The sequence below is a fragment of the Thiorhodovibrio winogradskyi genome (assembly GCF_036208045.1).
Classification (GTDB): Bacteria; Pseudomonadota; Gammaproteobacteria; order Chromatiales; family Chromatiaceae; genus Thiorhodovibrio; species Thiorhodovibrio winogradskyi.
In genome coordinates, this window is sequence record NZ_CP121472.1 from 880,371 (window position 1) to 904,573 (window position 24,203).

Consider the following 24,203-nt stretch of genomic DNA (forward strand, 5'->3'; position numbering starts at 1 on the left):
CACTCAGGCGGGCGCCTCGGCCATGGCATCGACAAAGAACTGAGGCGCCGCCAAGGCCGCTTGATGCACGGCCGCGTTGTAGTACTGGGTGGCGAAGCCGCGTGACTCGGCCGCGTCCCGGCGCCACGCATCCAGGCTGCGCTCCTTGGCGGCCATGGTCGCGCTCCACCAGCCGGAAGGGTAAATGGTCTGTGGAAAAAACAAGGTGCGCTGGTCGGCGAAGCCAGCGCTGGCCAGGTCGGTATGCATGCCGCGGATGATGTCCATGTGATACAGCGGGGACTCGCTCTGTTGCACCAGCAGGCCGCCGGGGGCCAGGGCGGCCAGGCAATCACGGTAGAAGTCGGCGGTGAACAGCCCCTCGGCCGGGCCGACCGGGTCGGTGCTGTCGATGATAATCACATCCAGGCTGGCCCGCTCGACATGGCGGATCCAGGCGATGCCGTCCTCGAACAGCAAGGTGGCGCGCGGATCTTGATTGCAAGCCGTGAGTTCAGGGAAAAACTGCTCGGCCACCCGGGTCACGCGCTCGTCGATGTCGATTTGCACCGCGACCTCAATATCCTGGTGTTTGAGCACTTCCCTCAGGGTGCCGCAGTCGCCACCGCCGATGATGGCGACATGGCGTGGGGCCTCGTGGGTGAAGAGCACTGGATGCGAGAGCATTTCGTGATAAAGAAAATTATCCCGGCTGCTCAGCATGGTGAAGCCGTCGATCACCATGAGTTGGCCGAAGCCCTCGGTGTCGTAAACCTCAATGCTCTGGTAGGGCGTTTGCTCTTCATGCAGCTTGCTCTTGATGCGCAATGAAAAAGCGCTGCCCGAGTCTTCGACGATCTCGGTGAACCATTCCTCTGGATTCAGCATGATGTCTCCAATGATCGGGAATCAGTGAGTCGTGAACAGGGGTGGATGCATTCGCCCCTCCGGGTTTGTCGACATGCGCGGCGGGGATGCTGATGCACGGACATGACCTTAACGCGGGTAGTGGTCGTCAAGATTGGCGGGACAGAGCACGTCGCGCATGATGCCAATCAGCTCCAAGAGTTGGCTATTGCGGATACGATAGAAAATCCGGTTGGCGTCCTTGCGCGAGATCACAATATTCTTGTTGCGCAATTGCTCAAGGTGCTGAGAGATATTGCTCTGCGAGGTGCCGGTGCGCTCGACGATCTCACCGACCGAGAGTTCGCGATCACCGAGCGAGCAGAGAATTTTCCACCGCAGCGGATGCGCCATGGCTTTGAGCGCATTGGCGGTCAGGGTGGCGTTCTCCGCTCCTGGGCGCACCGGGTTGAGAGTCCCTGGGGCGGAATTCCTCGGTTGTTGCTCGGTCGTTTGCTCGCTCATGCGGCCAGCCCTCGTGCTGGATGCGAAAATCGAATGATTGCCCGCCTGGCCAAAGTCAAGCCCAAGCGGTATTGGTGTGGCGGTCGCTGGTCGTCGGTTCGCTCGCCCCCGCCGCCTGGTGCTCCTGATACCGCTCTGCCAGCTGCCGTTTTTCCGGTTCGTCTGGTTCCGGTGTGTCTGGCACCCGAATATAACCGGTCATGTTCTTGGCGATGCAGATAATGTCGCTGATTTGCCCGCTCGGGTCCAGTAGGGCGGTGCGTGAAAACAATATGGGTACGCGTGAGCCATCCCGGGCGATAAAGCGGGCGTCGATCTTGCTGAGCGCGCCGGTGCGGATCAGCGCCTCCAGCCAAGTGCCCATGAAGGCGCCAGCTTCCTCGTCGCCTTCTTCTTCGAACACGTCGCCAATGGCCATGCCGATGAGATCATCAATCTGATAGTCGAGCATCGCACGGGCGGCGGGGTTGGCGAATGTGATCTCGCCTTGCGGATTTAGCACCAGCAGCGCCTCGCCCATGTGGGTGATGATGCGCTCGCTGTATTGTTTCTCGCGCTCCAGTTGGGCGGTGCGCTCGGCGACTTTTTGCTCCAGGATGCGATTGAGTCCGCGCTCCTTCTCGATGAGCCGGAAATAGGTGCTGATTTTGTTGATCAGCAGCAGATCGTCAATGGGTTTGAGCAGATAATCCACCGCGCCCACGGCAAAGCCGCGTTGCTGGAACTCTTCGGACTTAAAGGCGGCGGTCAGGAAAATAATGGGAATATCCCGGGTACGCTTGCGCAGCTTGAGCAAGGAGGCGGTCTGAAAGCCGTCCATCTCCGGCATCTGGACATCTAGGATGATCAGATCGATGTCGCGCTGATCAAGGGTGATGTCGATCGCCTCGCGTCCGCAAGCCGCCTCCAGTACCTCGGCCTCCAGATGCTTTTCGATCAGGGTGCGCAGGGTGTAGAGGTTGTGCTGATGGTCATCGACAATCAGTACCTTGTAGCCAGGTGTGGCGGGCATGGCGGTTGCCTTTGCTGTGGGTCGGGCCGAGGCTGCTTGGCTCGCTGCTGGGTCCATGGTTGGGTGCGGGTCTGGGGTGTGGCTGGTGGCATGACTGGAGGGAATGGCAGGGCTGGGCGGTCATGGCGGCGCGTCACCATGGCCATCCGACTCGGCTTCCCGCGCGATCAGGCGATCAATCAGCTCGATCAGATCCTCCGCCGCAAGGGGTTTGCTGAAAAAGGCCGTGGCGCCCGCGGCGACATAGCCCTGCAGGGCATCATCCTCGGGCGCTCCCATCACGATCACTGGAAGTTGGGCGCCGGCCTGATCGGCTTGCAAGCGCGCGATGCTATCACAGGTGCGCCCGGGGTCGGGTAGGGCAGCAAAGAGAATCAGGGCGCAGTCGGGATCCTCGTTCAGGGCTTCGAGCGCCTCATCGACATCCGCAGCCGTTTGTACCCGCAGGCCGAAGTCTTTCAGATAGGCGGTGAGATTGAGCAGGCTTTGAATATCGCGTTCCAGCAACAGAATCCAGCGTGGGCCAAGATCGGCCTGTTCCAGCCGGCGCCTGATGGCCTTGATCGCCTTGCTGGTGTCCTGGTTTTTGGCGCGATCTTCCGCGCTGCGTCGCGGCTGGCCCGGTGCGGGACTGTCTCTATTTTCGCGAGAGTCATCCAGGGAGTCATCTGGCATGTCGTTTGGCATGTCATCGTCCATGCTGTCGTCATTGACCGGCATCAGGTGGGTGCTGATGGGGGCGCCATGGCTCTCGATGATCTCCATACCATCGGGGCCATCGGGCTGATCGGGGGCGAGCGACAGTGGCAGCGCCAGGGTGAAGCGACTGCCCTGACCCAGGGCGCTGTCGACCGATATTTTGCCATTCAGCAGTCCGGCCAACTCGCGGCTGATGGACAGTCCCAGACCGGTGCCGCCATAGCGGCGCCGGGTCGAGCCATCCGCCTGTTGGAAGGCATCGAAAATGATCTCCTCCTTGCCGGGCGCGATGCCGATGCCGGTGTCGCTCACGCTGATGGCCACCGGGTAGCGAGGATCGCCATGCGCCTCGGCGGTGATCAGCACCCGGCCCTGATGGGTGAACTTGGCCGCGTTGGACAGAAAGTTCTTGATGATCTGGCGAATTTTGTCGCGGTCGCTGTAAATGCGGCTTGGCACATTGGGCGCGATGTCCAAATCCAGCGCCAACCCCTTGGTGGTGAAAATGGCCTCGGTCAGATTGACCAGTTCCTCGAGCATCGAGGGCAGATCCACCCATTCCAGATGCATGGCCACCTGTCCGGCCTCAATCCGCGAGATATCCAGAATATTGTCAATCAGCCCGCGAAGATCGCGGCTGGCCTCGTGAATCACCTGCGCCTGGCGGCGTTGCTCGCCCTCCAGGCCGGATTCCTGGTCGGCGAGCATTTTCGACAGCAGCAAAATGGCATTGAGCGGCGTGCGCAACTCATGGCTGACATTGGCCAGAAACTCCGACTTATAGCGGTTGGAGCGCTCGAGTTCGCGCATGTGCTGGCGCTCGGTCGCGATGTGCTCGGAGTGGGAGCGCGACAGAGCACTGAGCTGCTCGCCAAGCTCGCGCACCTCGAAGGGGCCGCGCCAGTGGAGCTGCAAGGGTTCGCCCGCGCGCAGAATGTGCTGCACGCCGGTGGTCAGCTCGCGCCCAAAGTGCTCGGCGCGGCGCGCGATGGCCCGCGCGATCGCCATGACCGCTAGTACCAGCACCAGCACAATGGACAGGACGCGCACAATCAGGGTGTTGCGAAAATCGGCAATGGGCGAGGAATCCACCGGTCGGCCAACCCACAGGGGCAGCCCGTCCTCGGTCTGGAACATGGGCACCCACAGATAGGGCTCGCCAGCGGTGGATTTTGACAGCGCCAGCTTGCCCTCGGCAAACAGCTGCTCCAAGCCGGGAAAATCGCTGAAGGCCTGGGGGGCGTCGCTGATGGGCTGGCCGGGTTGCAGATAGCTGCCGCTGTGATGCACCCAGAGCGTATTGCGGTAAAACTGGGCCAGACCGCCCACATCCACTGTCATCAGCAGCAGACCCTGCGCGGGTTCGCCCGGCTTGACTGGCTCGCCGATGGGGCTCGCCAGTTGCAGGGTCAGCAGATGGCGCGGATCGCGGCTACCGGCATAGGGATTGACTCGAATCCGGCTGACCATGACCTCGCCGGGCTGGAGTTTGATGGCGGCATTGCTAAAACCCAGATTGGGTGGCTCGGGCGGGCTTGGGGTCGGACGCCAGCGACGGTCTTGCGCATCGCGCTCCAGCCAGAAGCGCTCCTGGCCCTGGGCGTCGAGAAACTGAATTTCAATGATGTCGCCCTGATCGGACAGCATCTGGTTGATCCAGCTGGTATAGCGTGCGCGGGCAAGATCGACCTGCTGCTCGCTGTTGGCGGTGCCGAGCAGGATTCCGGGGTCTGGCAACTTGGCCAGCAGTCGGATGATTTCATCGCGACTGGCCAGATGCTGGTCAAGATCGCGAAAATCCGCGCGCAGGTTCTGCAAATAGGCCTTTTGGTAGAAGATGGTGGTGCGCTCCACCACCAGCGGCAGATTGATCACCAAGGCCAGCATCAGCGGCACCAAGCCAAAGAGCAACAACAGCGCGAGGATGTAGTAGCGGAGTTTCATCCCTGGGCCGGAATCGGTGGTCGGCGGATGGAGTCGGGCGGAGTCGAGTGGATGCGGGGGCTTGATAGGCTGTTACAACCGGCGGCGGATGTCCTTCAGCAACCCGGCGCTGGCCGCCTCCACCAGATCCAGCACCCGGTCGAAGCCGCTTGGTCCACCGTAGTAGGGGTCGGGCACCTCGCGCACCGGTGCCTGGGGAGCAAAGTCCATGAAAAGCTTAAGCCTGTTGCTCAGCCCCGGCGGGCATAACTCGCTGAGATCACGGAAGTTGTCCCTGTCCATTGCCAGCACATAGTCGAAGGCATGAAAGTCCTCCACGGTTGCGCGCCGGGCGCGCAGATCGCTGAGATTGATTCCGCGCCTTCTGGCGGTCTCGGTCGCACGCCGATCCGGCGGCTCGCCAACATGGTAGGCATGGGTGCCGGCGGAGTCGATCTCGATGCGATCAGCCAGCCCCGCTTGCTCGACAAGCTGGCGAAAGACGCCCTGGGCTGTCGGGGAACGACAGATATTGCCCATGCAGACAAAAAGCACGCGAATCCTATCTTGCTTGGTATTGGTTGTGTCAGTCATGGGTATTATTGTCCTTCATGGAGGGGCGCTGGCTCGCCAGCCGCGCCAACCGCGCCAAGCGCTATCATGTCAAGGCGCAAGTCGGCGAAGCGCTGCCGGAGTTTGGTGCAAAAAAGCTCGGCGAGGAGTGGGTCATCAATCACCCAGACCAGCCGCATCTGGGCTAGGGACCGGCTGGCTTGGTCCGGCTGGTCGCAGTTTGGACGCGACAGAGGGCTGCTGGGTTCATCAGCGCGGCTCTCCCCGAACAGACGCGCGAGCACTGGCTCGATTTGCGAGCGGCCTTCGACATCGCGCAGCAGCGGGGCGAGTTCATCGATAATCACAAGATCCGCCTCGCGCAGGGACCATGGCTGTTCGGGCGCGGCCCGTGGCTCGCAGGGAGCCGCGCTTTTGCCGAGCAGCCGTGCCCCAGTCAAGTAACGCACCCGTGTTTCAGCGGCTGTTGCCTCACCGCCAATGGCGCTGGCCAGCGAGGTACGTCCGGAGCCCGGCGCGCCGGTGATGATCAGCTGCTGCATGGCCTGGGGCGCTTGCCGCAGGAAGGCCAGGAGAATCTGGGATAGACAGGGGTCAGTGCCCGACTGACCAGCAAGGCGTTCAAGCGGGTAATTGGCTAGGCGGCTGAAATAGGGCAGCCCAGAGCGGTCGAAGGCACGCTTTTGGCGCAGATAAGGTTGTCGCACCAGCAAAAAAAAGCCCAGCAGGGCGGCCGCTGCCAGGATGACGGGCAGGCTGGCCGAACCCGGATTGCCAGCTTGGCTCAGGGCGCCAAGTGCGGCGCCCAGGGTGACAAAGCTCCAGTCAACCAGGCCGTCGGCGGCGACTTGAGCGCGATTGGCGGGGAACAGCGGGTTGCTCAGACGCACGGCCATGGCGTAATCCAAGAGTTCTTTCACGGCGTACAGGGCGCTGAGTACGCCCAGAGTGGCAATGGGTTTGCCGCTCAGGTTGGCGCCGACAAGGGCCAGAAACAAGCCGATGAAGCTGTGCCCGAACTGGTTGGCCTGCCAGACATAGGCCGCGGAGTAGTGGACATAGAGGTCTGTTCCAAAAACATCGGACCAGCGCCGCAGTTGGCGCAGTACGGCATCCATCATGGCGAGCCGTCCTTGGGGTTTGAGTTTTGTCCCCTGGCAATCTCGGGTTGGGGCTTGCCGATGTGATAACCCTGCGCTGTGTCGACGCCGAAGGATTCCAGCAAGAGCAAGGTCTCTTCGCTGTCGACAAACTCGGCGATGGTGCGCTTGCCAAAGCCGCGCGCGACATCGACCAGCGCTCGCACCACGGTCTGGTTGGACGCATCCGAGGGCAGATCGCGCACAAAGGCGCCGTCGATTTTGACAATGTCGACGGGTAGCTCGCGCAGATAGCTGAAGGAGGTAAAACCCACGCCAAAATCGTCGAGCGCGAACAGGCAGCCGAGTGCGCGAATGCGGTTCATCAGTTGGTTGGCGGCTTTGATATCGGACAGGGCGGCGGTTTCCGTGAGCTCGAACATCAGTCGGGAAGGATCGGCGCCGTACTCATGGATCTTGTCCGCGAGCAGATCCGGCAGGCCATCATCGTCGAATGCATGCGCTGACAGGTTGATCGACAGGCCGATATTGGTTCCCTGGCGCGCATAGCGGCCTTGTGCGGCAACGGCATGCTCCAGCACGAAGCGGTCGATGCGGAAAATCTGTCCGCTACGCTCGGCAATGGGGATGAAATGATTGGGCGGAATAATGCTGCCGTCCTCGTCCAGCATCCGGATCAGCACCTCGTAGTGGTGAATCTGGCGGCTGCGGATATCGAGCAACGGCTGGTAGTAGAGCCTGAAGCCATCCTCGCTCAGCGCCCGGTCGATGCGATCGCGCCAATACAGGCGTTGGTGAGCTTGCGGCTGACCGCTCTGATCCTGCGCATAGACCTGTGCCAGGCCCTTGCCGGTTTGTTTCGCGCGGATTTTCGCCGCGTCGGCATGGGCCATCAACTCGCTGACCTCGGCACCATGCTCGGGAATCAGGGCGATGCCGATGCTGGCCGATACCTTGAACGCCTTGTTGTCAGCGGTCAGGTTCAGAGCTTTCAGGCGCTCGATCAGTCGTTGCGCGTCGCTCCGGGGATCCCGGCCCAAGGTGTCTGCCAGCAGCAGGCCGAATTCATCGCCGCCAAGGCGGGCGCAGAGCGGCTGTCCCGGATAATCCTGGCCAAGAAAATCCTGGATATGCTCGGCCACCAGGCGCAGCAGACGGTCGCCGGTCTGGGGGCCGCCGACTTCGTTGATATCGCGAAAGTGGTCGATGTCAAGCACCAGCAAAGCGGCCTTGTGGTCGGGATGATCGGGATTGCTGCCGAGCAGTGATAGGAAGCGGTCGGTTTGTTCCTCGAAGCGCCGGCGGTTCAGGAGTCCGGTCAGGGGATCATGCGCGGCCAGCCAATTCAGGCTCTCGGTCGCGCGGAGATTCTCGGTCACATCAAGACCAACTGACAGTAGGGCCGCGCCGCGGCCGCGGATGGCGGAATGCAGCCAGACGATATCTCGACGGCTGCCGCTCTTGGTGGTCAGGGTCGCTTCATGCCGGATGAGCTGACGCTGGCCAGATAAAACCGGCTGGAGGGTGGAGTGCAGGGCTTGGCTGGTGTAGCCGGCAAGAAACAAATTGCTGAATGGGCGCCCGCGCAGTTCCTGCGTGCTGTATTCGGTCACCTTCAAGGCGTGGCGATTGGCCGTGATAATTCGGGTATCGGCGTCAAGGGTGAGAATAATGACCTCGGCCGTATCTAGAAGTCGGGTGCTGAAATCCCGCTCGACCTCAATCTCGTCCATGCGCCGCAGTAACTCCCGCTGTTGCAGGTCGATCTCTCCGGACATGCGCTCGAGATTGTCGGTGACTTGCAAGGCCGTGGCTTCGAGCACGTCGATTTCATCCTCGACCATGCCCGGCTTGGTCTTTACCAGGGCATCGCGCACCTGGGTGTAACGCTGCTGTGGTAGCAGCGGCAAGAGTTGGGCCATGCGCTTGAGACGATCAGTGGGTCGTAGCAGTATCAGTAACAGCGTGCCGACGCCAAGCACAAGCCCTAGCATGGCGACCATCAGCAGGATGCGCACGGTATTGCGCATGGTGCCGGCATCGACCGTGATGTCGTCGATCACGACGAGGAAATGTTCGTTTTGATTGACGTTATCGCTCCGAGCGCTAGCAGAGGGTGCGGTCAGTGAAAAGAAATGCAGCTCAAGTAGCCGGCTGTCCCACTGAAAGCGCAAGGGTTCGCGCTCAAGGGTGGGGCGCGGGTGGCTCTGTGCGACCGACCTCAGCATGGCCAGGTTGGTGGGCGCATCGCCAATGGCATCGACACGCATCCGCCAGGGACGCAAGATGGCCGGTCCGCTGTCTGGTTCCAGTCCGTCGGGTTCGGCAATCAACAACCCGACATGTTTGCCGACACTTTCCTGCAAGCCAATGATGGACTCACCCAGGGAACGCCCGAGCGTCAGAACACCAAGGTGCTCGCCCGAGAGCAGGATGGGGATGCTAGCGAACTGAAAGCAGTGATCCGGACAGCGCAGTTCGATGCGGGGCCGTTCGCTGCGATTGACCGCCGCGGCCCAGGAGTGGGCCTCGGATAGTACCGCCCCCAAGGGCTCGGCGCTCGAGCGGTTGAGCAGGAGATCATCCTGGTCGTCGAACAGAAGAGCGATCTCCACCGAATGGGCGAGCTGCAAACCCGGCCAGTGGGTGTCGAAGGCATGGTTGAGTGCGTCTTTGTCGGCCGTGGTCAAGGCCTGTTGAATGCCTGCCATGTGCGGCAGAAGTTCGGCGATTTCCTGCAGGCGGATGGCTGAATCGCCGAGCAGGGAGCGCACCTCGCGCTCGTAGCGTGCGGCGGCCTCATTGCGGGTGGCGTCGAAGGCATGTTCAAGACGTTGAGCAAGAATCAGACTCGAGAGCAAAAAAATCAGGCATAGCAGCAAGCTGGGCAGCAGCACGGCTTTCCATTTCAGGCTGACCCAGGGCTTTGACATGCGGATGCCCTAGGTTAGAACCAGTAACCGACGGTGAAGAGGAATAAATCCCAGTTTTCCTCCATCGCTTCGATGGAGGGATTCTCGGTAAAGGGAACCCACATGGTGCCCTTGATGCGATGGTATTCCGTCTTCACCACCCAGTTCGGGGCTGGGTCCCAGCGCAGGCCGAGCGTCCAGTCAATGCCGTAGAGGTTGTGCCTGGCAACGCCGGGCAGGCCAAGGGATTGCAACAGCTTGGAATGTGCCGCCGCGTCCTTTCCCTGCTTGTCGGCATTGTCGACATAGCCTTCTTCGTAACGCAGCAACAGCTGCAACCGTTCGCTTAAACGGCGGATCAACTGGATGTAGTAGTTATCCCCGGCAGTGTTTCCATCTTCCAGCAGCGGACCGAAGCCCCGGGTCTTCTTGGTTTGTCGCAAAAATTCCGCCGTCAGGGACCAATCCGGGCGCTCGTATTGCAGCGACAGCAGTTGGTAGCCCAAGGTGATGGCGCCATCGCTCAGCAAGGGTGCATCGCTGCCACGGGCGTTGAAATCCATGCGAGCCTCGCCAAGCGTCAAGCCAAACAGCCAGCCCGAGTCCATTTGGTACAGGATGCGCCCAAGCCGCGATGCCTCTCCGCGCAAGTGCCCGGCCCAATCACGCCCAAGCAACATGCTGCGCTCGAGTTCCTCGTCATCGGCCTGGGGCGTGCCATAGCCCATGTTCAGGGAGGCTGTTCCTGGACCCAAGCGCTGCTCGCCGTAGAGGAATGCCGCATCCGATGACATCAAAATGGAACGTGCGCGGTCCAAATAAATGGATTGTGGCAGCAAAATGCCAGGGCGGGTGAAATCGACATCCCGGGTCTCGTTATAGATACCGATCGGGTTTTTGACTCGACCAAGGCGCAGCCCCCATTTGTCCTCGAAGCTTTGGCGGAAGGCATAGTCCAAGAAGCCGTAATCGAGGCGTAAATCGCCATTGTCGACATCGCCCGCGGTGCGTGACAGAATCTGTGCCGACAGCAGTAGATCCGGGGTTGGGCGGGTGGAGAGGTTCAGACCCAGCTCGCGCAGTTTGAAGGACACATCAGGGCTGTTGCCAAACAACCGATTGGCGCTGGTGGCACTCAATCCTTGGGTGGCGAAGCCATGGATCTGCAGCGTGTCGATCCAATCCGGCTGCTGGTTCTTCGCGGTCGTTCCATTGATTGCGGTGTTTGCGGTGCTCTTGGTCTCTGCCGCCGTGTTGGGCGACTCTTCGGCCTTGGCCAGGTTGCCAGTCACCCCAGTTAGAGCGCATGCAATAGCGAGCATGCGCAGGGTTTGGACAAGGATGGCAGCTCTGTTCCGAACACGGAGATTGAGGCTTAAGCGAAGATGGTCGAATTGTGGCTGGTTCATGGCGCGATATCCACCGCGATCACTTGCTCGGCCTTTGACTGCAGCAACTGCTTGTCCAGATAACCAATGGCACCAGGGGTTTCGGCGACGGCGCGCAGCATAGCTTCTGCCGAGTCGACCTCAATTGGGGCCTGGCCGGTGCCGGAAAACACCAGGCGATTCCAAAGGCGGCGCAATTGATGCGGATAGACGTTCAGTACAGTCTTGCAGAAATCGCCATGAGCCGCGCTGCTATCGCCGAAAACGAACACCTTAACTGGTTTTCCGTTGGGCCAACGTGTCTTGCGCATGCCAAAAAGCGCACCAAGCGCGGTTTGAGGCAGATCTTGCTGTTGAACATCGGAATTGACGATCACCTGCACCGCCGCTGCCGCGGACGGTGTGACAAGAATTGGGATAGCTAGGATGATCGCGAAGAGTAGGTAAGATGCGGCTGCCGCTCGCTGCCGCCTGCGCGAGCCAAGTAGCGAGAGGTCACAGGGCTGGCTGCGTCCATCCCGTGATCGAATGGCGTCAGGCGTGCAATCCATTTTTGATTCGGGATCGGTGTTGCTCACTGCTTGGAAGAAGGCGACTCAGCAGGGACTCTCGGCAAGAGCGAGGCAAAACTCTAGCATGAATCGCGGCAGTCTAGTGTTTTGGTGCGTCTTGGTCTTGCGGTGCTGACCACTATGGTACCTCTGAGCGCTCAGTGGTCAACTCAGAATGTTCGTGCTGTCGGCGATGCGGCTTGGGGCGCTTGTCTGTATCATAGAAGGTTGTGCGTTTCGCGCGCATGCCTTTCCCCAGGCCCTGAATTTGTTTCGAGTGCTAGTTTTCAGCGCCCGTTTTCAATAAGGGTAGCCGAAGATGTCTTGTTTCGACTGATATTCGCTGCCGTTTTGCCTGATAGGGCCCGGATTGGGGCCCGGATTGGGGTGCAGCCAGCTTCGTCCTCCACCAAATGAATTTGGCCTCAACCACTGTTGCCGGGGTTTGCTGATGGAATGGTTGTTTATGCTATTACCTGTCGCCGCCGCATCTGGCTGGTGGATCGGGCAGCGTGGCGCGGGGGGGACGCAGGTAGTTGGGGGCAGTCCCAGTTCCGCCTATTTTCGTGGTTTGAATTATCTGCTCAACGAGCAACCAGACAAGGCAATCGACGTCTTTTTGGAACTGGCCGAGGTGGATCGCGAGACCGCCGAGACACATCTGGCCCTGGGTGCTCTCTTTCGCCGTCGGGGCGAGGTTGATCGCGCGATTCGTATTCACCAAGATCTGATTGCTCGGCCTAAGCTGACCGCCCAGCAGCGCGCCTTCGGGCTCTATGAACTGGGGCTTGACTACATGCGCGCCGGCCTGCTTGATCGTGCCGAGAGCTTGTTCAAAGAACTCGCGGAAATGCGGATGCAGGTTCAGCCGGCGCTGCGCGCGCTCATCGATATCTACCAGCAAGAGAAAGACTGGCAGCGCTGCCTCGAGACCGCGCGCCAGCTCGAAGCGGCAGGAGAGATCCCATTGCGCGCCGAAATAGCGCAGTTTCACTGCGAATTGGCCGAGCAATATCTGCGCGAGCAGGATAAAGGCGCGGCTCGGCGGCACTTGCAGGATGCCCAGCGGGCCGCCCCGGATTGCATCCGTGCTAGCCTGTTGCAGGCCGAAATGGATATGGCCGATGGCGATGCCAAGTCGGCGCTCGCGCTCTACGCGCGCGTGACCGAGCGTGGTCCGCGCTTTGTTCCCGCGATGCTGCCCGGACTGCTCGAGTGTTACCGGCGGCTTGGCCATGAGCGTGTGGCAGGCGAGCTTGGTCAGTTGTTTCAGGCGCAGCCGAGTCCGCCGTTGATGTTGCAGCTGTCAGAGGCGCTTGAGCGCGAGCAGGGTATTGATGCCGCGATTCGTTTTTTGGTCGATTACTTGCGCGGGCACGCTGACCTGTCGGCGGCCGAGCGCCTGCTTGATTTACGGGTTCGTCAGCAGCGCGAACAGGGTGGAAGCGCCGACCCGACCGCGGAAATCGTACTCGGTGTCGTGGAACATTTATTGTCCGCGCGGCCAGCCTATCAGTGCGAACATTGTGGGTTCGAGGCGCGGGCGCTGCACTGGCAATGTCCGAGCTGCAAGCACTGGGGCAGCATCATGGCGGTCGAGCCAGACCGCTTGGTGACGGATTTGGCGCCCTTGCGGCAACGCCGCATCACCTAAACTCATTGTCGCGGCTGGGCGTTGGACAGCGCTCCAGAACAGCATCAAAGACCAGCATCACAAAGTCTCGTATCAGAGATATTTCAGGAGTCATCATGGCAACCATTGGCAAGACGGTTTTTCCGGTGGCAGGGCTTGGAACCCGCTTTCTTCCGGCAACGAAGGCGAGCCCCAAGGAAATGCTTCCGGTCGTTGACAAGCCGCTGATTCAATACGCCGCCGAGGAGGCGGAAGCCGCCGGAGCCGGACGCTTGGTGTTTGTAACCGGGCGCAGCAAGCGCTCGATTGAAGACCACTTTGACAAAGCCTACGAGCTCGAGTCCGAACTCAAGCGCGCGGGCAAGACCAAATTGCTTGAAATTGTGCAGAGCGTGTTGCCTGATCATGTCAGCTGTATCTACCTGCGCCAGGCCGAAGCCCTTGGTTTGGGACATGCCGTGCTCTGCGCCCAGCCCGTGGTCGGCAATGAGGCATTCGCCGTGGTGCTGGCCGATGACTTGATCCGCAACCCTGGCGGTCCGGGCGTGGTGGAGCAAATGGCCGAGGTCCATGCGCGCACGGGAGCAAGTGTTCTGAGCGTGGAAGAGGTGCCGCCAAGCGAGACCAACAAATACGGCATCGTCGAGACCGAACGCCAGGCCGACGGGACGCTCAGGGTAACCTCCATTGTCGAAAAACCCGATCCCTCCCAAGCCCCGTCCAATCTTGCGGTCGTTGGTCGTTACCTGCTCTCGCCAACCATTTTCACTGAGCTTGAAGCGACAGAGCCCGGCGCTGGTGGCGAGATACAGCTGACCGATGGCATCGCCCGCCTGCTCGAGAAAGAGCTCGTGATCGCGCATCCTTTTGTCGGCAAGCGCTATGACTGCGGGAGCAAGCAGGGTTATCTGGAGGCAACCGTGGAGCTGGCGCTCGAGCACCCCGAACTGGGCGAGGATTTCTCCAAGTATTTGCGCCGCCTGATGGCCTGATTGGCAGATCGCAGGGGGCCAGCCGATGCTCGCGTTAGCCGATCAAGGCTTTCTCCAGGGCCGGTAAATCCATGGCTTTCAGGTAGGCTTCCAGCATGTCCTTGGTGGCCCCGCCGCTGCCTTCAATCTGCAGCAAAATGCGGGTGCCAAGCATCAGGGAGAGCTGGATGTCACCGGCGCCATCGCTCTGGAGCATGCCGCGGTAGGCGCCAAAGCTATAGGGCTTGGTGCCCGGCTCGGCCTGCATCAGCATGGGGGAGGCCATCAGCATGTTCATCATCGTCAGCAAGGGTGAGTCGGCCGTGACCGTGATGCTGATTTGCGCGCCGCTCCTGTCCTGACGATAGTGACGCGAGATGTTGGTGCCGGTCAGCAGCCCAATGAGTCCGCCGGAGGTGCTGTCTGCTACCTCGGCGCTCCAGCCCGCCAGGGGCTCCGGTAACAAAGTGGCGCGTTGCTCGGCGAGCTGCTCCTCAATCTGTGCGGCGGCAAACTGCAATGCCTGAATGGCAACCTTGGGCTCGCCGCTTTGGTAGGCACGCAGTGCGGCGTCAATTTGATCGGTCACAGGGTCGGCGGCACCCGGTTGGGCGCTGAAGAGCAACAACAGCAGGCTGGCGATTATCCGCAGAGGCTTGGTCTTGTGCATGGTAGTGTCCTTGGGGGTTAGTCGGTGTTGGCGGTTGGGTCAGGTCTGTGTTTCCTGATGGCTCTTGTCACGGCCGCCCTACCTGTCTTGGTTGCCAGGCGACGAGCGGATGCAGCACTGGGTCTCGGTGAGCAGTTGTGCGACCTGATCAGGGCTCGCGCCGCGCTGAGGCCGGTTTGAAACAGGATCGAGCGGTGGATTGTGTCTGGCCTTTGGCGGCAGCACGTCGATTTGCACCGGGACGGCGCCCGCCAGGAATCGCACGATGGGGTGATCCTGACGCTGGTTACCCGCGTAACGGAAAGATGCCTGATCGGCGCTCCAGGGAATGCGATGGTCAATCAGCGTCCAGATGATCTCCTCAGTGTTGTCCGTGAAGACCTGTAATTCAATTCCCTGCGCGCGGGTTGCGGTGCCGGCCAGCACGGGCCCCACCAGACGCGGAGTGAAGGAAACAAACAGCTGCATTGCAGCAAGGCTTTGTTGCAGCAAACTGTGTTGTTCGTCTTGGTAAGTGCTTCCGCCAAAGAGCCGTTGCTGCTCGAGCAGGCGTTCTTGAATCTCTCCGTTGTCAGGCCACAGACGTCTGTTCGTGACCCCCATGCGCTCGGCTGCCTTACGTCTGGCGTGCTCGAACTCTGTGATTTGTTCGTCCATCATGATCCGCGCCGCTGCGTAGGCGAGTTGCTGGCGGTGTGCCGCCGACTCTGGAGCCGAACGGCGCCCGCGCTGACCCGCCGTTGATGGATGTTTCCGGGACTGTCCGCAGCGGGAATATTTTTGAGCCATGCTTGAGATCGCGTGATTGGTATCGCGAGGGCGGGTGGCAAGGAAGTGGCAAGGAAGAGATTTGCCCCGCCAATCTGTCTGTTCGCTTTGCATCCTGCATCGGATGGGCACCAAGGCGCAAGCCGGGCAGGCGGGTTGCATTCGCGCCCTGTCTGTTGGCGCGGGTCGCCGCGGAAGGCGCGAAGAGGCGCAAAAAGGTTGGCGCAAGGCTTGGAGACTTGGTCTATACTCGAGGGCGAAAAATAAAAAATCCTGTCACAGTGCTTGTTTAAGACGGATTTGTAATCTAAACTCGAAGCAACAATCAAAAGTTTTCCCTTCTCAGCGCCGCTGCATGCCATGTTCAATCTAGGCCGCAATAAAAAAGCCCTTCTCGGCATCGACATCAGTTCCACCTCAATCAAGCTGGTGGAACTGGCGCGCACCGGTAGTTATTCCTCGGGCATGTACCGGGTGGAAGCCTTTGCGATGGAGCCCTTGCCAGCGGGAGCCATGACGGAGAAAAAAATCACCGATGTCGAGGTGGTTGGCGGCGTGATTCAAAAAGCCCTGGCGCGCTCGCGCTCCAAGGCGCGGCAGGCCGCGGTGGCCGTGCCAGCCTCGGCGGCCATCACCAAGACCATTGCCATGTCCTCCGCGCTGTCGGACAGCGAGATGGAGGCGCAAATTCAGCTTGAGGCCGATCAATACATCCCCTATCCGCTCGAGGAGGTCAATCTCGATTTTGACATCCTGGGTCCCTCGTCGGTTTCCTCCGAGATGGTAGACGTGCTGCTGGCCGCCTCCCGGCGTGAAAATGTCGATGATCGAGTCGCCGCGCTCGAATTGGCTGGGCTCACGGCCGAGGTGGTGGACATCGAGACCTATGCGATGGAAAACGCCTGTGCGCTGCAGTTGGCCAATATCGACGAGGCGCTGGAGGCCAAAATCATCGCCGTGGCCGATGTTGGGGCCACAACCACAACCCTGCATGTGCTCCATGGCGGCAGTATCGTCTATACCCGCGAGCAAAACTTCGGTGGCAATCAGTTGCTCTCTGATCTGCAACGGCGCTATGACCTGTCGGTTGAAGATGCGCTGAAAGGGCTCAATCAACCGGCGGCGGCGCAGCCAAATCCGCTGGACAAGGGCGGGCTACCCGAGAATGCCGAAACCGAAGTCATAGGTCCGTTCAAGGAGGCGCTGGCCCAACAGGTGAGCAGAGCCTTGCAGTTTTTCTACTCGGCAAGCAGTTTCGGCCGCACCGATCAGCTCATTCTGGCTGGCGGCGCCGCGCGCTTGCTCAATATCGCCGATCTGGTCGAGCAACGACTCGGTTTCCCGGTACAGGTGGCAAACCCCTTCGAGGATATGGTGCTTGCCCGTGGCGTGGATCGCGATGGCCTGGAGCGGGTCGCGCCCGGCATGATGATTGCTGTAGGGCTGGCGTTGCGGGGGTGTAACTAATGGCCAGAATCAATCTCCTACCCTGGCGCGAAGCGCGCCGTCAGCGTCGCCAGCGCGATTTTATCTCCGCGGTTATCGCGGCGGTGATGGTGACGCTCCTCGCTGGTGTCGCGGTGCAGATGCAGTTCTCGCACATGATCGACAACCAGAAGCAACGCAACGATTTCCTCGCCGCCGAGATTCGCAAGCTCGATGAGATTATCAAGGAGATCGAGCGGCTGGACGCGCGCAAGCAGGATTTGCTCGCGCGGATCAACATCATTCAAACGCTCCAGGAAAGCCGGCCGGAAATCGTCCGCCTGTTCGATGCGGTGGTGGTTGCCATGCCCGAGGGCGTTTTTCTGGTCGACCTCAAACAAAGCGGCGGCACAGTGACAGTCGAGGGACGTGCCCAGTCGAACGCCCGGGTCTCGGCGCTGATGCGCAATATCGAGGATTCCGAATGGATTGGCTCGCCGCAACTGCTGCTGATCGAAAACAAGGACCAGACAGGCACCGGCCTGTCGCATTTTCGCCTGAGCTTTAAGCAGCAGCGTAAAAAAACCGATCAGGCAGAGGCGGGCTAGGCTTGGGTATTCGGGACATTTAGTTCAAGCTGGCCTCTTTTACTGCTAGATGATTTCGCATCGAGTGACAGCATGGATCTCAATCAACTAAACGAAATCGATTTTAATAACCTGGGCGAGGCGCCGCTGCCGGTCAAGGCGGTTTTGATTGTGCTTCTGTGCGCAGGTATCGGCTATGGCTGGTATCACTTCAATACCAAAAACCAGATCGATCAGCTCAAAGTCGCCGAACGCAAGGAAACCGAGCTTAAACAAACCTTTGAAACCAAGCAGAAAAAAGCCGCCAATCTGGATAACTACAAGCAGCAGCTCGCGGAGATGGATGAATCCTTCGAGGCGCTGCTCAAGCGGCTACCGAACGAGACCGAAGTGGATGATCTGCTCATCGATGTCTCCCAGACCGGGCTCGCCGCCGGGCTTGAGTTTAAGTTGTTTCGGCCCACTGGAGAAGAAAAGCGCGACTTCTACGCGGAATATCCGATTCAGATCAATGTGGTTGGCAAGTATCACCAGTTCGGCGAGTTTGTCAGCGGGCTTGCGGCATTGCCTCGCATCGTCACCATCCACAACATTTCCACCAACGGCGATAACCTGAGCGCGACCGTCAAGACTTATCGCTATCTGAAAGAGAACGCCCTGTAATGAAAATTCCAGCGCGCCTTTCCCCAATGACAGCCTTGCCAGGGACCAACTTGCCAGGGACCACCTTGAGGTTGACGGCCTTGACTGCCGTGCTTGGTCTTGTTGGCTGTGGCGACTCCCAACTCTGGGAGTTGCAGGGCTTTGTCGATGAGGTGAAGCAACGACGTCCGCCGCCGCTGGAACCCGTACCGCAGATCAAGCAGGTAGAGAATTTTATTTACGACCCGGATGGTCGGCGTAGTCCCTTTGTCATGGACGAACAAAGTGCGGAGGCGATCACGCCCGAGTTTGTCGGCGGGACTGGCCTGGCGCCTGATCCACTGCGGCGCAAAGAGGTGCTGGAGCAGTATTCGCTCGACTCCCTGCGCATGGTCGGAACCCTGGATCAGAACAACAGTACCTGGGGCCTGATTACCTCCCCCGACGGTATTCTGCATCGGGTCGCGGTGGGTAACTACCTGGGCCGCAACCATGGTCGCGTAAACAGTATTAGTCAGCAGAGCATCCAGTTGACGGAACTCGTCAACGAGGGTGTGAATGAATGGGTTGAACGCCAAGCCTCGATCAAGCTCAGCGAATGATCGATCGGAGATTCTCGCCATGACCAGACGCAAGTTAGATCAACACTCAAACCAAGGGTTTGACCGAAGGCCCGCTAGGCGCACTGCCCGAACGCACCTTGGCCGAGGCGGTGCTCTTCTCCTAGCCGGACTCTGGTGGCCCTTGATCGCGGGGGCGGCAACGGTGCTTGAGGATGTTGAGTTCTCCGCCTTGCCTGGCAATGCGGTCGAGGTCGACCTGATTTTTTCCGGCACGCCGCCAGCGCCGACGGATTTTGCCACTGATAACCCGGCGCGCATTGCCATCGACCTGCCCGATGTGAACACCGACCTGGCCAGCAAGGAGGTTCCCATCGAGATCGGTGTCGCCCAGAGCCTGAATGCCATTCAGGCCGGCAGCCGCACCCGGGTGGTCTTGAATCTCGCCAACGCGGTGCCTTACAACCTCAGGACGGATGGTAATCGCATTATCGTCAGCCTCAATCCATCCGTCGCGGAGGTGACCGCGGACGCGGATCTTATCGACGAGGATCCGCGCCCAAGCAGTGCGGAGCCAAGAAGTGCGGAGGAGCAAGCGGCGGGAACTCCCGCCCTGGCCTCCATCCCGGTCTCGACGCCCGGCGACGAGGCTCTTCCGCCGACGGCGACCCAACCGGAAATGCCGCGTCAGATTGGCGCCGTGCGCACCTCGCGCTTCGGGCGCGCGGCTGCGTCCAGCCGGCGTGCCGCGCTCAAGAATATCGACTTCCGCCGCGGCGCCGATGGTGCCGGACGGGTGCTGATTAGCCTGCCCTCGGCCACCACACCGGTGAATGTGCGCGCGCAAGGTGATTCTGTAGTCGTGGATATTGGCAATACCCAGTTGCCACAACGGTTGTTTCGCCGGCTTGACGTGGTTGACTTCGCCACCCCGGTGGTCGCGGTCGAGTCTCGCGCCGAAGGTGATGATATCCAAGTTAAAATCGACACCACCAATGACTTCGACTACCTGGCCTATCAGAGCGACAATCTCTTCACGGTCGAGTTTCGCGCCCTGACGCCGGCCGAGAAGGAACAGCTCGAACGCGAGAAAGTCGTCTACGACGGTGATCGGCTGTCATTGAACTTCCAGGACATCGAGGTGCGCGCGGTGCTCCAGCTGCTGGCCGACTTCACCGGCCTGAATCTGGTTGCCAGCGACACCGTGCGCGGCAATATCACCCTGCGGCTGCAAAACGTCCCTTGGGATCAGGCACTCGATATCGTGCTCAAGACCAAGGGGCTTTCCATGCGCCAGACCGGCAATGTCGTCATGGTCGCGCCTACGCAAGAGATCGCCGCGCAGGAGAAATTGGAACTCGAGTCCGTGCAGCAAATCGAGGAACTCGCCCCGCTGCGCTCCGAGTTCATTCAGGTTAACTACGCCAAGGCGTCCGACCTCGCGTCCCTGATTAAATCCGAGGGCAACAACCTCATGTCGGAGCGCGGCAACGTTACCGTGGATAAGCGCACCAACACCCTGCTGGTGCAGGATACGGGCAACAAGCTCGAGGAAATCCGGGCGCTGGTAACGCGGCTGGATATCCCGGTGCGGCAGGTACTGGTCGAGTCCCGTGTGGTGATCGCGGATAACAACTTTTCGCGGGATCTTGGTGTTCGGTTTGGTGTTTCCGGGTCCATGGGGACTAGTGGAAGCAATGAGTTGTTGGTTACTGGTTCACAGCAAGGCTCTATAGACGATTCTGGTTTACTGGACATGGGAGGGTTCATGGGCATTTACGGAGAGCCTGGCTCGGCGGTTAATTCTACGATCCTTACGGAAAATGATTCGGCAGGATTGATGGTCAGTCTTCCCGCCGGCACTCCCTCGGGCGCAGTGAATTTCTTGCTTGGCAAGGTTGGGTCTCATCTATTGCAGCTTGAGCTGACAGCCATGCAGACGGAAGGACGCGGCGAGATCGTCTCTGCGCCTCGCGTTGTCACATCAGATGGCCATGAGGCGACGATCAAACTCGGTCAACAAATACCGTATCAGGAACAAGCAGGTGGATTAGGTGGAGGAACCACGGTTGCATTTAAGGATGCGGTATTGGAACTAAATGTGACCCCACAGATAACCCCGGATGATCGCATCATCATGGATCTGGCCGTAAATAAAGACAATGTCAACGAGTCGCTCCAGGTGCAGGGGACGCCGGGAATAGATACCCGGTCTGTTGAGACATCCGTGTTAGTCAACAATGGCGAGACAATTGTGCTTGGTGGGGTCTTCGATGGGCAAAAGAACTACAGCCGAGAACAGGTACCCTGGCTTGGCGATCTGCCGATTCTGGGCAATTTGTTCAAGACAACGGCACGCTCGGAAGTCAATACAGAACTGCTGATCTTTGTCACGCCAAAAATTCTCAAGGGGGACCTGGCGGGCGGCTAGTGGTGCTGGCGGGAGGCAAGGTCCAGGTTTTCGCCATGGCGCCGGGCTTGATCAGTTTGCCGCGCGGGCCGCAATGAATCGGGACATGCTCCGATGAGCCAAAGCGTTGCCCACGTCGGCTTCGCCGCGCCCAGCGGCACCGGCAAGACCAGCTTGCTGACGCGCTTGGTGCCGGTGCTACGCGCACGCGGTCTGCGCCTGGGCTACCTCAAGCACGCCCATCATGGCTTCGATCTCGACACCCCCGGCAAGGATAGCTACCTCTTGCGCGAGGCCGGGGCGAGCGCCGTGCTCATCGCCTCGGCTCGGCGCTGGGCCTTCATTCAGGAACGGGTGGCGGACGAGCCGCACGCAGGACAGCCTGAAACGCGGGACGAGCGACCACCGCTGGATGCGCTGCTCGCGCGCTTCGACGCCGATACCACCGATCTGGTGCTGATTGAGGGCTGGCATGGCGCACCCCTGCCGCGCATTGCCCTGCATCGTCGCGCATTGGGGCGAGCCTTCTTGGATTTCGATGATCCCGATCTGATTGCCGTGGCAACGGATGCGCCGGAACAAGTGCCGGACACTCTGCCACGGCTCCCGCTGGGAGAACCGGGCGTCATTGCTGACTTTATTTTGAATCACCCCCGCATTGGCTTGGTCGGCAGGAGGGATCGCCAGCACCCTGGCCATGCCTGCGGGTCAACCGAATCCTAAAGGGCCAGCAATTCCAAACTTGGGTGTTTTCATGTGGTGTAGCGGACATTACGCACCCCAAAACAGCAAAATCCAGTATTTTCCATCGGCCTCAATGATTATTCAGTACGTGAATAAATGAAGCGCTTCTCAAATACCTTTAGAGCCATCAAAAGGCCTGTTGGGTGGGAGGGAAGGGTTGGTGTAACAGGCGCGTCTGCCCCATGCAAATCACCATCGCTCCGCGAAACTTCCAGGTCAGCATATAGGCGCTCGGGCGCGCGGTCGGCTTGTTGTCCCACCCTGGCACGGTCGTCTCGGTGGCGGCCAGCTCAGGGCGCATGACATACTCCATCAGGTGCCAGATCAACAGCGAGATCAGCAAGATCAACCCCAGCGCCTCCCAATGAAGTGCTTGGCCGCTCAGGGCACTTGAGAAACAGCGCATTGACAATCTGATCATCCTTGAGAAAGCTGACATTGCGCTCGATGGCATATTGCTCCTTGTAGGTTCTGAGGATCTGCTTAGGCAGAGTAGCCCTGCGTGCCGCCGCCGAATCTGATTGCCGGCGGCTGTCGCTTCGGTACCGAACCCAAGACCTCGGTGCTTGATCTTGGTTGGGGCCGTTTAACCAAGGTTCTCTCCGCGCGGACCTATCACCTGCCGCCGGCGGAAAGGGGCTTGCAGCAGTCGCGTGAGCAGGCGGCGTGGCGTTAGCCACTGGATGCGGGCGCCATGGCGTTGGTTGCCGAGTACTCGGTCGGCGAGTGCGGGAGCGACGGTCTCGACCCTGTCGCCGAAGATATTGATAAAGCGCCGGATTTGCGTTGCTTGTTCGGGCCGGATGCTAAGCGCAAGCAGATCAGTCGGCACCACCCCCGGATTGAGGCTGCTGAGCTTGACTGGTGTGCCGCGCAGTTCGGCGGCAAGTGACTTGGTGAAATAACGCAGCGCCGCCTTGCTGGTGCCGTAGAGGGAGCTCCCGCGCCGGCGTTCTCCGCTGCTGCCCCAGCCTTCGAGCGTATAGAGGTGGCCGTGGCCTTGCTCGAGCATGCCGCGCACGGCCGTACGGCAACCGTGCATGGTACCGAGCAGATTGATCCGTATCAGGGTTTCGATGGTGGCCGGGTCGTGCTGCCAGAAATCGACTTCATGCGAGCCGATGGCGGCGTTGTTGATCCAGATATCGACGCGTCCAAACTGATCGATAGCCGCGTCCCAAAGCGCCTGGACCGCAGTGGCATCAGCGACATCACAGTTCTGTCCATGTAGCCGGTTTGCGGCTCCGGGGATGGACGCGTCGAGTTCGGCCAATGTCTGCGCGAGGCGGTCGCCATCCCGAGCGCAGATCACCACCCGACACTGGCTTTGCACAAAGGCGCGCGCGAGTCCCTTGCCAATACCACGGGTTCCGCCAGTGATGACGATGACGGGTTGATCCAAAGCCGACCTCCTGCACGATGCCATATCAAGCGCTGCCGGGTCTCGCTGAAACCTTGAATGACTGGACCTGATTCAACCAAGACTTTCAGTCAGTTTCCCGGTCGCCTAGTCTGGAACAGAGTGTCCCATCCCCGAATCACGCGTTTTTTCTCATCATACCAGCGGGCTTGGTTCATGGTGCTGGTGTTCCTCGACAAAGCGCAGCGCACGGCCCTGGGTGCCAAAGGCTTTAGTCATTGATAGCAGCTCGGCCACTTCCTCTTTGTATGGCAGATACCCCAGTATCAGCTACAGCGTCCACAGCTGTTCCAGGGCATCGCGGTGCTCGGTCGTCCGCGGCATCCAGGACAGCCGCAGCGCCTGCGCGAGTTCGGACCGCTCGGCGAATGCCGCTCGGTGGTGGTCACGGCTGCCACCTTCGGGATTAAAACCGCAGATCTCAGCGATTGCTTCAAGGAGAGTAGACTTTCCGCTGCCGTTTTCTCCAACGAAAAAGTTAACCTTGTTATTCAATGGCTAATCGATCCCCTGTCGAAATGCCGGAATGTTGAACGGAAAGCGGTTCTCTCCCATGCGTTCGGACAAACTGCCGATGTGTCGCAGGTAGGGCGCGCCGGTCTTGGGCCGGGCGTGTCGGGTTGCGCGGGTAAGTACCATGGCATTTCAGGTTCGGTTAAGCCGCTGCCTCGATTTGGATGTCTGGGAGTCGTTCTTCGTGTGCCTAGTGAAGCGCGGGGAAGATACTATACGGCATATCGATGGTTAAGATTGTCATGTGTTTGCCTCTTATCTCAAAGAGAGCAATTTGGGGAAAACTATTGAGGCCATGCAGGTCTAAGCTTTGAAACCAAACCCGAGCAACGAGGAGACCGTATCCACCAGG

At 60.0% G+C, this 24,203-nt stretch carries 22 protein-coding genes; 8 read left to right on the forward strand and 14 right to left on the reverse strand.

The genetic code is table 11. The annotated features are described in order from the left end of the window. Positions 1-3 precede the first annotated feature (3 nt). The 9 genes from speE to Thiowin_RS04015 form a co-directional block, all read right to left on the reverse strand. Positions 4-867, reverse strand: a complete 864-nt coding sequence (speE, locus tag Thiowin_RS03975; RefSeq protein ID WP_328986436.1) for a polyamine aminopropyltransferase — start codon at positions 865-867, stop codon at positions 4-6. A 108-nt stretch (positions 868-975) separates the two neighbouring features. Continuing rightward, positions 976-1,350: an ArsR/SmtB family transcription factor gene (locus tag Thiowin_RS03980; RefSeq protein ID WP_328986437.1), complete on the reverse strand. Its 375-nt coding sequence runs from the start codon at positions 1,348-1,350 to the stop codon at positions 976-978. A gap of 55 nt (positions 1,351-1,405) precedes the next feature. Next, entirely contained in the window at positions 1,406-2,362 is a 957-nt protein-coding gene (locus tag Thiowin_RS03985) for a response regulator (protein WP_328986438.1), read from the reverse strand. A 120-nt stretch (positions 2,363-2,482) separates the two neighbouring features. Beyond that, entirely contained in the window at positions 2,483-5,005 is a 2,523-nt protein-coding gene (locus Thiowin_RS03990; protein WP_328986439.1) for an ATP-binding response regulator, read from the reverse strand. A 72-nt stretch (positions 5,006-5,077) separates the two neighbouring features. Beyond that, positions 5,078-5,578, reverse strand: a complete 501-nt coding sequence (locus tag Thiowin_RS03995; RefSeq protein WP_328986441.1) for a low molecular weight protein-tyrosine-phosphatase — start codon at positions 5,576-5,578, stop codon at positions 5,078-5,080. A gap of 5 nt (positions 5,579-5,583) precedes the next feature. Then, positions 5,584-6,678, reverse strand: coding sequence for an ATP-binding protein (locus Thiowin_RS04000; protein WP_328986442.1), 1,095 nt, complete (start codon positions 6,676-6,678; stop codon positions 5,584-5,586). Continuing rightward, on the reverse strand, positions 6,675-9,590 hold the full coding sequence (locus Thiowin_RS04005; RefSeq protein ID WP_328986443.1) for a bifunctional diguanylate cyclase/phosphodiesterase: 2,916 nt from the start codon (positions 9,588-9,590) through the stop codon (positions 6,675-6,677). Before Thiowin_RS04005 ends, Thiowin_RS04000 begins: the two co-directional genes overlap by 4 nt. A 14-nt stretch (positions 9,591-9,604) precedes the next feature. Continuing rightward, positions 9,605-10,891, reverse strand: coding sequence for a hypothetical protein (locus Thiowin_RS04010; RefSeq protein WP_328986444.1), 1,287 nt, complete (start codon positions 10,889-10,891; stop codon positions 9,605-9,607). An 83-nt stretch (positions 10,892-10,974) separates the two neighbouring features. Beyond that, positions 10,975-11,535, reverse strand: a complete 561-nt coding sequence (locus Thiowin_RS04015) for a hypothetical protein (RefSeq protein WP_328986445.1) — start codon at positions 11,533-11,535, stop codon at positions 10,975-10,977. 439 nt (positions 11,536-11,974) lie between these two features. Here Thiowin_RS04015 and lapB point away from each other — a divergent pair, with 439 nt between their 5' ends. Both lapB and galU read left to right on the forward strand, forming a co-directional pair. Next, entirely contained in the window at positions 11,975-13,162 is a 1,188-nt protein-coding gene (gene lapB / locus Thiowin_RS04020; protein ID WP_408034158.1) for a lipopolysaccharide assembly protein LapB, read from the forward strand. Between the two features lie 95 nt (positions 13,163-13,257). After that, the gene (galU, locus tag Thiowin_RS04025) at positions 13,258-14,133 is read left to right on the forward strand and encodes a UTP--glucose-1-phosphate uridylyltransferase GalU (protein ID WP_328986447.1); all 876 of its coding nucleotides are present in this window, start codon (positions 13,258-13,260) and stop codon (positions 14,131-14,133) included. Positions 14,134-14,167: 34 nt separating this feature from the next. Here the strand turns inward: galU and Thiowin_RS04030 are convergent, their stop codons facing one another. Beyond that, positions 14,168-14,782 carry a hypothetical protein gene (locus Thiowin_RS04030; RefSeq protein WP_328986448.1) on the reverse strand — a complete coding sequence of 205 codons (615 nt, stop codon included), beginning with the start codon at positions 14,780-14,782 and terminating at the stop codon, positions 14,168-14,170. 78 nt (positions 14,783-14,860) lie between these two features. After that, positions 14,861-15,442, reverse strand: coding sequence for a hypothetical protein (locus Thiowin_RS04035; protein ID WP_328986449.1), 582 nt, complete (start codon positions 15,440-15,442; stop codon positions 14,861-14,863). Between the two features lie 468 nt (positions 15,443-15,910). Between Thiowin_RS04035 and pilM the strand changes: the two genes are divergently transcribed. The 6 genes from pilM to mobB all read left to right on the forward strand — a co-directional run bounded on the left by pilM (position 15,911) and on the right by mobB (position 21,897). Beyond that, complete coding sequence (pilM, locus tag Thiowin_RS04040; RefSeq protein WP_328986450.1) at positions 15,911-17,017, forward strand: type IV pilus assembly protein PilM; 1,107 nt, start codon at positions 15,911-15,913, stop codon at positions 17,015-17,017. Next, positions 17,017-17,583 (forward strand): PilN domain-containing protein, encoded by a 567-nt coding sequence (locus tag Thiowin_RS04045; protein WP_328986451.1) that lies wholly within the window; start codon positions 17,017-17,019, stop codon positions 17,581-17,583. The genes pilM and Thiowin_RS04045 overlap by 1 nt, the downstream gene beginning before the upstream one ends. 72 nt (positions 17,584-17,655) lie before the next feature. Then, positions 17,656-18,225, forward strand: coding sequence for a type IV pilus inner membrane component PilO (locus tag Thiowin_RS04050; RefSeq protein ID WP_328986452.1), 570 nt, complete (start codon positions 17,656-17,658; stop codon positions 18,223-18,225). Positions 18,226-18,296: 71 nt separating this feature from the next. After that, positions 18,297-18,806, forward strand: a complete 510-nt coding sequence (locus Thiowin_RS04055; RefSeq protein ID WP_328986453.1) for a pilus assembly protein PilP — start codon at positions 18,297-18,299, stop codon at positions 18,804-18,806. 19 nt (positions 18,807-18,825) lie between these two features. Beyond that, positions 18,826-21,195, forward strand: coding sequence for a type IV pilus secretin PilQ (pilQ, locus tag Thiowin_RS04060; RefSeq protein ID WP_328986454.1), 2,370 nt, complete (start codon positions 18,826-18,828; stop codon positions 21,193-21,195). A 93-nt stretch (positions 21,196-21,288) separates the two neighbouring features. After that, positions 21,289-21,897, forward strand: coding sequence for a molybdopterin-guanine dinucleotide biosynthesis protein B (mobB, locus tag Thiowin_RS04065; RefSeq protein WP_328986455.1), 609 nt, complete (start codon positions 21,289-21,291; stop codon positions 21,895-21,897). A gap of 148 nt (positions 21,898-22,045) precedes the next feature. Here the strand turns inward: mobB and Thiowin_RS04070 are convergent, their stop codons facing one another. The 3 genes from Thiowin_RS04070 to Thiowin_RS04080 form a co-directional block, all read right to left on the reverse strand. Further along, positions 22,046-22,324, reverse strand: coding sequence for a hypothetical protein (locus Thiowin_RS04070; protein WP_328986456.1), 279 nt, complete (start codon positions 22,322-22,324; stop codon positions 22,046-22,048). A gap of 180 nt (positions 22,325-22,504) precedes the next feature. Continuing rightward, positions 22,505-23,320 carry an SDR family NAD(P)-dependent oxidoreductase gene (locus tag Thiowin_RS04075; RefSeq protein WP_328986457.1) on the reverse strand — a complete coding sequence of 272 codons (816 nt, stop codon included), beginning with the start codon at positions 23,318-23,320 and terminating at the stop codon, positions 22,505-22,507. A gap of 288 nt (positions 23,321-23,608) precedes the next feature. Continuing rightward, positions 23,609-23,833, reverse strand: coding sequence for an AAA family ATPase (locus tag Thiowin_RS04080; protein ID WP_328986458.1), 225 nt, complete (start codon positions 23,831-23,833; stop codon positions 23,609-23,611). Positions 23,834-24,203 lie beyond the last annotated feature (370 nt).

Bases quoted from the DNA above. Each gene is read 5' to 3' on its own strand.
- Thiowin_RS04070 (WP_328986456.1), bottom strand. From the start codon at position 22,324: ATGCGCTGTTTCTCAAGTGCCCTGAGCGGCCAAGCACTTCATTGGGAG.
- Thiowin_RS03985 (WP_328986438.1), bottom strand. From the start codon at position 2,362: ATGCCCGCCACACCTGGCTACAAGGTACTGATTGTCGATGACCATCAG.
- Thiowin_RS04045 (WP_328986451.1), top strand. From the start codon at position 17,017: ATGGCCAGAATCAATCTCCTACCCTGGCGCGAAGCGCGCCGTCAGCGT.
- Thiowin_RS03990 (WP_328986439.1), bottom strand. From the start codon at position 5,005: ATGAAACTCCGCTACTACATCCTCGCGCTGTTGTTGCTCTTTGGCTTG.
- Thiowin_RS04050 (WP_328986452.1), top strand. From the start codon at position 17,656: ATGGATCTCAATCAACTAAACGAAATCGATTTTAATAACCTGGGCGAG.
- Thiowin_RS04030 (WP_328986448.1), bottom strand. From the start codon at position 14,782: ATGCACAAGACCAAGCCTCTGCGGATAATCGCCAGCCTGCTGTTGTTG.
- Thiowin_RS03980 (WP_328986437.1), bottom strand. From the start codon at position 1,350: ATGAGCGAGCAAACGACCGAGCAACAACCGAGGAATTCCGCCCCAGGG.
- speE (WP_328986436.1), bottom strand. From the start codon at position 867: ATGCTGAATCCAGAGGAATGGTTCACCGAGATCGTCGAAGACTCGGGC.
- galU (WP_328986447.1), top strand. From the start codon at position 13,258: ATGGCAACCATTGGCAAGACGGTTTTTCCGGTGGCAGGGCTTGGAACC.
- mobB (WP_328986455.1), top strand. From the start codon at position 21,289: ATGAGCCAAAGCGTTGCCCACGTCGGCTTCGCCGCGCCCAGCGGCACC.
- pilQ (WP_328986454.1), top strand. From the start codon at position 18,826: ATGACCAGACGCAAGTTAGATCAACACTCAAACCAAGGGTTTGACCGA.
- Thiowin_RS04010 (WP_328986444.1), bottom strand. From the start codon at position 10,891: ATGCTCGCTATTGCATGCGCTCTAACTGGGGTGACTGGCAACCTGGCC.
- Thiowin_RS03995 (WP_328986441.1), bottom strand. From the start codon at position 5,578: ATGACTGACACAACCAATACCAAGCAAGATAGGATTCGCGTGCTTTTT.
- pilM (WP_328986450.1), top strand. From the start codon at position 15,911: ATGTTCAATCTAGGCCGCAATAAAAAAGCCCTTCTCGGCATCGACATC.
- lapB (WP_408034158.1), top strand. From the start codon at position 11,975: ATGCTATTACCTGTCGCCGCCGCATCTGGCTGGTGGATCGGGCAGCGT.
- Thiowin_RS04000 (WP_328986442.1), bottom strand. From the start codon at position 6,678: ATGATGGATGCCGTACTGCGCCAACTGCGGCGCTGGTCCGATGTTTTT.
- Thiowin_RS04035 (WP_328986449.1), bottom strand. From the start codon at position 15,442: ATGATGGACGAACAAATCACAGAGTTCGAGCACGCCAGACGTAAGGCA.
- Thiowin_RS04005 (WP_328986443.1), bottom strand. From the start codon at position 9,590: ATGTCAAAGCCCTGGGTCAGCCTGAAATGGAAAGCCGTGCTGCTGCCC.